Raw genomic sequence first — 7,631 nt, 5'->3', positions numbered from 1 at the left:
CACAAAAAATCAAGAAAATAAATTGTTAAACCCAAAAGCTCTGCTAAATTGATTGATAATTTCTGTCCAATTTATAGGGGGTCAATACACTTTGGACCGTTCAAATGATCTTACTCTTCACCCTCGAACGTCCGGATGAATTACCGGTTAACGACTACCAACTAAAGAAAGCCGTTTGCGAAGTCTATGGTTACGAAGAAGACAAAAACCTGCCCAAACGGATCGAAGCTATTGGCGAAAAGTAGTGCCCTTATCGGTCCTTGGCCGTGCGCTACTTGTGGAGATGGCGGCACGGAGGTAGAACTTAGAGCAACTAAGAACTCAACAGTTTTCCTTGCCAAGTGAAGTAATCGTCAAAAACACTTAGGTCAATTTCTTCCTTAAAAAGTCCGAAGCAGGTACTTCCGCTACCGCTCATACTAGCGTACACAGCCCCTACTTCGTAGAGTTTGTCTTTGAGGAGGTCGATTTGCGGATGTAGGGGAAAAACGGACCCTTCGAAGTCGTTGTAGATGTGGTGTCTCCACTCTTCGACGGGCTGTTCGATGTTTCTTCGAAGGCCTCGGTCATCGGGATGTTTATCGACACAGGCGTAAGCCTCGGCCGTACCCACGTGGATGTTCGGATAAACGAGCACGAGGTTCCAGCCACTGAGATCCACGTGTGTTTCGTGGAAGCAATCGCCCCGCCGGGTGGCGAACACGGGTTCGTTCTTAATAAAGAACGCGCAGTCGGAACCGATTTGAGCTGCGTGGCGGACAAGATCATCGGGCCGTAGGCCCAAATCGTAAATATAATTTAAAGCCACGAGGGTGTGTGCCGCATCGGAAGAGCCTCCTCCGAGGCCTGCGCCCATGGGAATGCGTTTATAAAGGTGTATGCGGGTAAATGGCAATTCGCAGTCCTTGGCCAGCGATTCAAAGGCCTTGACGCAGAGGTTGGAGCCATCGCCCGAAATGGGGAATCCGCCTGCCGAAAACTCCACTTCTCCCGGCCTACCCCCTTGTTTTTCAGTGACTTCTATGATATCGCACAAGGGTACGGGATAAAATACCGTTTCGAGGTTGTGGAAGCCATCGGGCCGTCGGTTCAAGACGTTGAGACCGAGGTTGATCTTGGCATTCGGATAATAAATCATGCCGTTAAAGATAATAGTTCCGAGTGGCGTTTACGTTAAATTTTGATAGTTTAGACCCCCCAAATCCAACGCTATGGAATATCTCGATTTTGAGCTGCCGATCAAGGAATTGCAGGAGCAGAGAGAAAAGGCGGTCCAGCTGGGTGAAGAAACTCAGGTCGATGTAACGAAGACCTTGAAAGAACTGGACAAGAAGCTAAAGGACGCCCGAAAAGAGATCTACTCGAACTTGTCCGATTGGCAGCGCGTGCAGATGTCGCGCCATCCGAATCGCCCTTATACCCTCGATTACATTCAGGCTTTAACGGGTGGTGACTGGCTCGAGCAGCACGGTGACCGCGGCGTGCGGGACGATAAGGCCATGGTTGGTGGTTTCGGTAGCATCGACGGAAAGACGTATATGCTGATCGGGCAACAAAAAGGAAAGAACACCAAACTCCGTCAGTACCGCAACTTTGGTATGGCGAATCCGGAAGGCTATCGCAAGGCATTGCGCTTAATGCGTTTGGCGGAGAAATTCAATAAACCAATAGTAATCTTCATCGACACGCCCGGAGCGTTTCCCGGGCTCGAAGCTGAAGAGCGGGGTCAAGGTGAAGCCATTGCGCGTAACTTGATCGAGATGTTCAAGATCAAGGTGCCTATTATATGCCTAATTATCGGTGAAGGAGCTTCTGGAGGAGCTTTGGGTATCGGTATCGGCGACAAGGTGCTCATGCTTCAGAATACTTGGTATTCTGTGATTTCACCGGAGAGTTGTTCCTCGATTTTGTGGCGCAGCTGGGACTACAAAGAGCAAGCCGCCGAGGCATTGAAGCTCACCGCTGACGACATGAAGAAGAACAAGTTGGTGGATGGCGTGGTCAAAGAGCCCATTGGCGGTGCACACAGCGATCCTGAAGCCGTGTACGACATCGTGAAGAAGGAGATCCAGAAACACATGGAGAAACTGCTTGAGTTGGAGTCGGATACTCTGATCAAGAAGCGTCGGGAGAAGTTCTCGAAGATGGGCGTGACCGCTTGATGCGAGTTTTTAATTCTTAGTTTTTAGTTCTTAGCTGGCTGTGGTCGATGCATTGGCTATTGGTTGGATAGTTGGATAGAAAACTAGCTAAAAACTTATCACTAAGGCCTAAGCACTTTTTGATCCTTACCAAAACTTCGGGCCTTCATGGATCAAATCAAAAAGCCAATAGCCTATGGCTCAGAAACTAAGACCCCAACGCTAAGAACTACCTCGAATACCACACAAATACGTCTACGACATTACCCCCGGGGGGTGTGACGTAGAGTTGTGCGCCTGAGTCGGCATCGTATCCGATAATAATATTTCCGATGGCGCAAACGAGCTCATTATTGATATCGTCGTACTGCATGAGATCGGGTTCTACTACGGGTTTGAAAAGGAGGTTATTCGTCGACGAGAGGTCAATGCTGTAAATTCCGTCGGACTGCCCATAGTAGTACGTGGTGCTCGATCGCTGCGCGATGGTGCTAATCGGGCCGCTAGGCCCCGGAATTGGAAGTTGATATCCATTTTCATTGTAGAAATAGTAGCGGATCTTGCCGACGCCTTGGTGGTTGGTGGCGATAAGCATTTGGTTTGGGGCCACCGGAAATGCAGCCAAGAAAGAGCCTTCGAGCAAGATCTCTTGTTGTGGAACACCGTTCTCGGCGTTGTATGATGACCAGTGGCGGTTAGGCGTGGCCGTGGACCATTCTTCGACGAAGATATGTCCGTCTTGAAAGTACAGAGATCGCGGGTAGCGAAATTCGGGAAGCGGAAAATCGAGTTCTAGTTGTCCGGCCGCATTCCAGCTCGAGATACGGCCTTCGTGTTTTCCCATGAAGAACGCTTCGCCATCCGTTGCGGAGGTCGAAATGCAGGGATCGCCGGGTGCCGAGGAGCAGGTGCGCTCGTACACGGTGGAATTGGTATTGAGATCGAAAACGCGCATAGGTTCGGTTTCGGTACCTGACGTGACGAGGCGCTGCGTGGCACTGCTGAGTCCGGCCGCGATGAATTCACTCCCAAGGTCAGCAATGGTAGACCACCCTGCTCCTTGGGGCCGTAGGCGTGCGATATACTGCCCTCCCGACTCCACAATGGCCACCAGTCCAAGTCGTTCGCGAGGAACACCGGTGGCATTGAGCTTGGAAAAGGCGTTCGTGCTCGATTCGCCATCGGTTGCGCTAACGAGGAGGTAATAGATTCCGCTGGTCAAATCGATCGGAATTGGGTAATCGAGTTCGATCTGGACATTTTTCCCGCTAGGTTGAAATTTGATTCGCGTGCCTGTAGGAACGAAGAATTCATCGGTGAGGGTGACGGTCCATTTGGCGATCTGCTCATCGTCCATGGCGGTAGCCCGCACCAGGAGAGTATCTCCGGCTTCGATCGCCAACCCATCACTCGGAAGCTCAATAGAGACCACGGGCGGACTCGACTCCGACGGCGTACAGCTGTGGATAACTATAAGTGCCAAAACGCTTAGAATTACGCGTATTTTTATCGTTTTTTGCATACTACCTTCGGCCCTAGGGGCCAAAAAATAAAAGAGGCTTTATGGCTAATGTACAAAACAATCCATCCCGCGGAGTGGCCCGTACCAGCGCGTCGGTGATCGACATGGAGCACGGTCGCGTGCCTCCACAGGCGGTCGACTTAGAGGAAGCGGTGTTGGGTGCATTACTCATTGACAAGAACGCTCTAAACGAGGTGATCGATATCATAAGTGCGGAAGCTTTTTACAAAGAGAGTCATCAGGCCATTTTTAGCACCATCAAAGCATTGTTCGGTGAGAGTAAACCGATAGATATGCTCACCGTAGCCAACTACCTCAAGGAAGAGGGTAAATTGGACATTGCGGGTGGAGATTACTACTTGGCGCAGCTAACGCAACGAGTAAGTTCATCGGCTCACATTGAATTTCATTCGCGGATCATCGTGCAGAAGTACATTCAGCGTGAGTTGGTGCGCGTATCGAGTGAGATCATACGGGATGCCTTTGACGAAACGACCGATGTATTGGAGCTGCTCGACAAGGCGGAAGCTCGGTTGTTCGAGATCACCGAAGGAAACATTAAAAAAAACTACGACTCGGCAGAGAGCCTGATCCAACAGGCCTTGCAGAATATCGAGGATATTTCACGCAAGCAAGGATTGAGTGGGGTACCCAGCGGTTTTACGCAGATCGATAAATTGACTTCGGGTTGGCAAAAGAGTGACTTGGTCATTTTGGCGGCTCGCCCGGGTATGGGTAAAACGGCCTTTGCATTGAGTATGGCTCGAAATATGGCCATTGATCATCAAACGCCAGTTGCCGTCTTTTCCTTGGAGATGTCGAGTGTTCAGTTGATCACTCGTTTGATCTCGAGCGAAACCGGATTGAGTTCGGAGAAATTGCGAAAGGGAAATCTAGAGGATTTCGAATGGCAGCAACTACACGCCAAGATCAAGAATCTAGAAAAGGCTCCTCTATTTATCGACGATACCCCTGCCCTATCGATCTTCGATCTTCGGGCAAAATGTCGACGATTGGTATCGCAGCATAATGTGGGTGTCATCATTATTGACTACTTACAGCTGATGACGACCGGATCGGATCAAAAAGGTGGAAACCGGGAGCAAGAAATCAGTACCATTTCACGTTCATTGAAGAGTATTGCCAAAGAGATCAGTGTGCCGGTCATCGCCTTGAGTCAGTTGAGTCGAGCCGTTGAAACACGCGGTGGATCCAAACGCCCCTTATTGTCCGACCTTCGGGAATCGGGAGCGATTGAACAGGATGCCGACATCGTGAGTTTTATTTACAGGCCTGAATACTACGGGCTCACCGAATGGGACGATGAAGAACATACTCTGTGTGAAGGTCAGGCCGAGTTCATTTTGGCCAAGCACCGTAATGGAGCGCTGGACGAGGTCCGATTGAAGTTCATCGGTCATTTAGCGAAGTTCTCGGACCTCAATGATTTCGGTTATTCGGGTGGCGGTTTTGTAGAATCGAAAATGAACAACGACGATGCCTTTGACGACGGGCAAGTTCCCTTCTAAAATATTCTTATTGCTTATCGGCTTGCTGTTGACCTTCAATGGCATGGCCCGGCATATATTGATCCCGATGGACGAAGCGGGACAAAAGAACCACCTAAAGGCCTATGGTATCGCCTATTGGGTCATTGAAAGAGAAGTGACGGTTCAATGGCTGCTCAATTATCGCGGTGGTAGTTTCCTGATCCCTTATGGCGAGCAGATCGAACGCGAGTGCATTGTGCGCGATGTCAGCTACGATTTGATCGCGGATGTCCAGGCCAATCAAATTTTGGCAGAGATCGCGTCACCAGAGGTGAACATGGATGCCGTAAAACTCGAAAAGGCACCGAAAATCGCTGTTTACTCACCGAAAACTGCGCAGCCATGGGACGATGCGGTGACGCTGGCCTTAACTTATGCCGAGATACCATACGATGTTGTCTATGACGAAGAGGTATTGAACGATTTGTTGTTGCTGTACGATTGGCTCCATTTGCACCACGAAGACTTTACCGGACAATACGGACGATTCTACCGAGCATTTAGAAATGCTCCGTGGTATATCGATCAAAAGCGCGACTCGGAAACGCGTGCGGCGGCTTTGGGCTATACCAAGGTGAGTCAGGCTAAGTTAGCCGTGGCACAGAAGATCAAGAACTTCACTTTGGCGGGCGGATTCCTATTTGCGATGTGTAGCGCCACCGATAGCTACGATATCGCCTTGGCCGCCCAAGGTGTGGATATTTGCGAATATATGTTCGATGGTGACGCTGCCGATCCGGCGGCTCAGTCCAAGTTGGACTATAGTCAAACCTTCGCTTTTGAGGATTTCAAGTTAAGTATGAATCCGAATGAGTATGAATTCTCTAACATTGACGCAACGAATACGAGGCCGAGGAAGCCAGAGCAGGATTTCTTTACGCTATTTGATTTCAGCGCGAAATGGGATCCTGTTCCAACGATGTTGTGTCAGAATCATACTCGTGTGGTAAAAGGATTCATGGGGCAAACGACATCGTACCGCAACGAGGTGTTGAAGCCCGATGTATTGGTGATGGGTGAAAATAAAGCCTGGGGTGAAACGCGTTATATACACGGTGAATTTGGTGAAGGCACCTGGACCTTTTACGGAGGCCACGACCCTGAAGATTATCAGCACATGGTGGGCGATCCGAAGACCGAGCTAGAACTGCACCCAAACTCGCCCGGCTATCGGCTTATATTGAACAATATCTTGTTCCCGGCAGCGAAAAAGAAAAAGCAGAAAACCTGATCTTTTTAGTCAAAGGCCACAAGGATATTTGCACAAAGCGCGAGTCGATTATAGCGAGGCCGAAGGACATTGCATGGCTTAAAGAGTCTATAGGCGATAAGCTATAGGCCGTAGGCGGTGAGGGCTCATTTTCCAAAAGCGCATCACTTAGCACTTGATCGTAGTTCCTGTGGCCCAAGGCGAAAGCTTGTTTTGAATAGCAAAGGCTTAGCACCCTTAACCAGGCCAAGCTCTAAGCTCTAATATTGGCCTCTTAATCCCTCTTGGGCTCATAGCTCATGGTTTTGGTTCAAGGTTTATGGTTCAAGTTCATGGTTCATATCCACTAAGACCTAGTTATAGAATGACCACCGGAGTCCAAACCTCAAAACGAGGTCATTCGTGGGATAATGCGGTGCAGTAAAATACCGGTAATCAAACCATCCGGCATTCACGTGTTCCAGGGTAATGAAGGCGCTGAGCTCCCGTACTTGGGCATTCAGAAAGAGATCGATGAAAGGATAGTTACCAATGGAGACGTCATCTTGTCTCAAGAATGTCGCAACAGAGGGTCTGTATGCGTTTCCATTGAAGCTTGTGGTATAGTTTACCGTGGCTCCGAACTGTACGTGGAGCGGTTTGTTTTCGAAGATTCGCGTATCTACGTACAAGCTAGAGCGTAAAACGATGTCGGGGAGCGCGAGGGAAACGGCGTCAATAGCCTGATACATGACTTCGTTATCCCATCCTAAAATTCCGAAATGAAATCCTTTGACGGCCTTGAATTGCAGCACGCTTTCGAATCGGTCCGAAGACGTTGCACTCGTTGCCGTGTCCACATACGCCCAGTACGGTGTATTCTGCATTCCCGTGTAGTGTACCTCCAGCCGATCGGGAAGTAGTTCATTCCCACGACGCGGACGTGCGCGACCGATTGCTCCGCCAAATCGAATGACATTGAATGAATAGAGATCGCGCTGCCATTGATCGTGGTTACCTCGATACTCGCCGTAGAATTTTCCGGGTGTAAGCAACTGCCAATCTCCGTAGGCACTCCATTTCCAACGTGACGAATCGCCTACCGTACTTTCCAATGTACCTCCGAAGAAGGTATTGGCGGCATCTGGCCCGGCCAACCCTTTCACGACCTTAGCCGAAAGCGTCGCAAAGGGGAGTTTGAATTTGAGGTTACCGAACAACCGGATGTT

Annotated in this window: 7 protein-coding genes (1 of these 7 cut by a window edge); 4 read left to right on the top strand and 3 right to left on the bottom strand. The window is 49.7% G+C overall.

The annotated features are described in order from the left end of the window. Positions 1 to 104 precede the first annotated feature (104 nt). On the top strand, positions 105 to 245 hold the full coding sequence (locus J4F31_06325; GenBank protein ID MCE2496173.1) for a hypothetical protein: 141 nt from the start codon (positions 105 to 107) through the stop codon (positions 243 to 245). A gap of 68 nt (positions 246 to 313) precedes the next feature. On the opposite strand, the gene J4F31_06320 is transcribed toward J4F31_06325, so the two are convergent. Next, the gene (locus J4F31_06320; GenBank protein ID MCE2496172.1) at positions 314 to 1,138 is read right to left on the bottom strand and encodes a 4-(cytidine 5'-diphospho)-2-C-methyl-D-erythritol kinase; all 825 of its coding nucleotides are present in this window, start codon (positions 1,136 to 1,138) and stop codon (positions 314 to 316) included. A 73-nt stretch (positions 1,139 to 1,211) separates the two neighbouring features. On the opposite strand from J4F31_06320, the gene J4F31_06315 reads away from it, so the two are divergent. Then, positions 1,212 to 2,162, top strand: a complete 951-nt coding sequence (locus J4F31_06315) for an acetyl-CoA carboxylase carboxyltransferase subunit alpha (GenBank protein MCE2496171.1) — start codon at positions 1,212 to 1,214, stop codon at positions 2,160 to 2,162. A 208-nt stretch (positions 2,163 to 2,370) separates the two neighbouring features. Here J4F31_06315 and J4F31_06310 read toward each other — a convergent pair whose 3' ends face one another. Further along, positions 2,371 to 3,624, bottom strand: a complete 1,254-nt coding sequence (locus tag J4F31_06310) for a hypothetical protein (GenBank protein ID MCE2496170.1) — start codon at positions 3,622 to 3,624, stop codon at positions 2,371 to 2,373. An 80-nt stretch (positions 3,625 to 3,704) separates the two neighbouring features. Between J4F31_06310 and dnaB the strand changes: the two genes are divergently transcribed. Together dnaB and J4F31_06300 are read left to right on the top strand one after the other, a co-directional pair. Then, on the top strand, positions 3,705 to 5,192 hold the full coding sequence (gene dnaB / locus J4F31_06305; GenBank protein ID MCE2496169.1) for a replicative DNA helicase: 1,488 nt from the start codon (positions 3,705 to 3,707) through the stop codon (positions 5,190 to 5,192). A 43-nt stretch (positions 5,193 to 5,235) separates the two neighbouring features. Continuing rightward, complete coding sequence (locus tag J4F31_06300; GenBank protein MCE2496168.1) at positions 5,236 to 6,444, top strand: asparagine synthetase B; 1,209 nt, start codon at positions 5,236 to 5,238, stop codon at positions 6,442 to 6,444. Between the two features lie 332 nt (positions 6,445 to 6,776). Here the strand turns inward: J4F31_06300 and J4F31_06295 are convergent, their stop codons facing one another. Beyond that, a protein-coding gene (locus J4F31_06295; GenBank protein MCE2496167.1) for a hypothetical protein crosses the window boundary here: on the bottom strand, positions 6,777 to 7,631 show its 3' portion. It continues 1,044 nt past the right edge of the window; only the last 855 of its 1,899 coding nucleotides appear in the window; its start codon lies beyond the right edge, outside the window; its stop codon occupies positions 6,777 to 6,779.

This window comes from Flavobacteriales bacterium (genome assembly GCA_021296215.1).
In the GTDB taxonomy this organism is placed as follows: domain Bacteria; phylum Bacteroidota; class Bacteroidia; order Flavobacteriales; family ECT2AJA-044; genus ECT2AJA-044.
The sequence above is the reverse complement of the archived record's forward strand: the minus strand, read 5'-3'. Positions and strand labels throughout refer to the sequence as shown.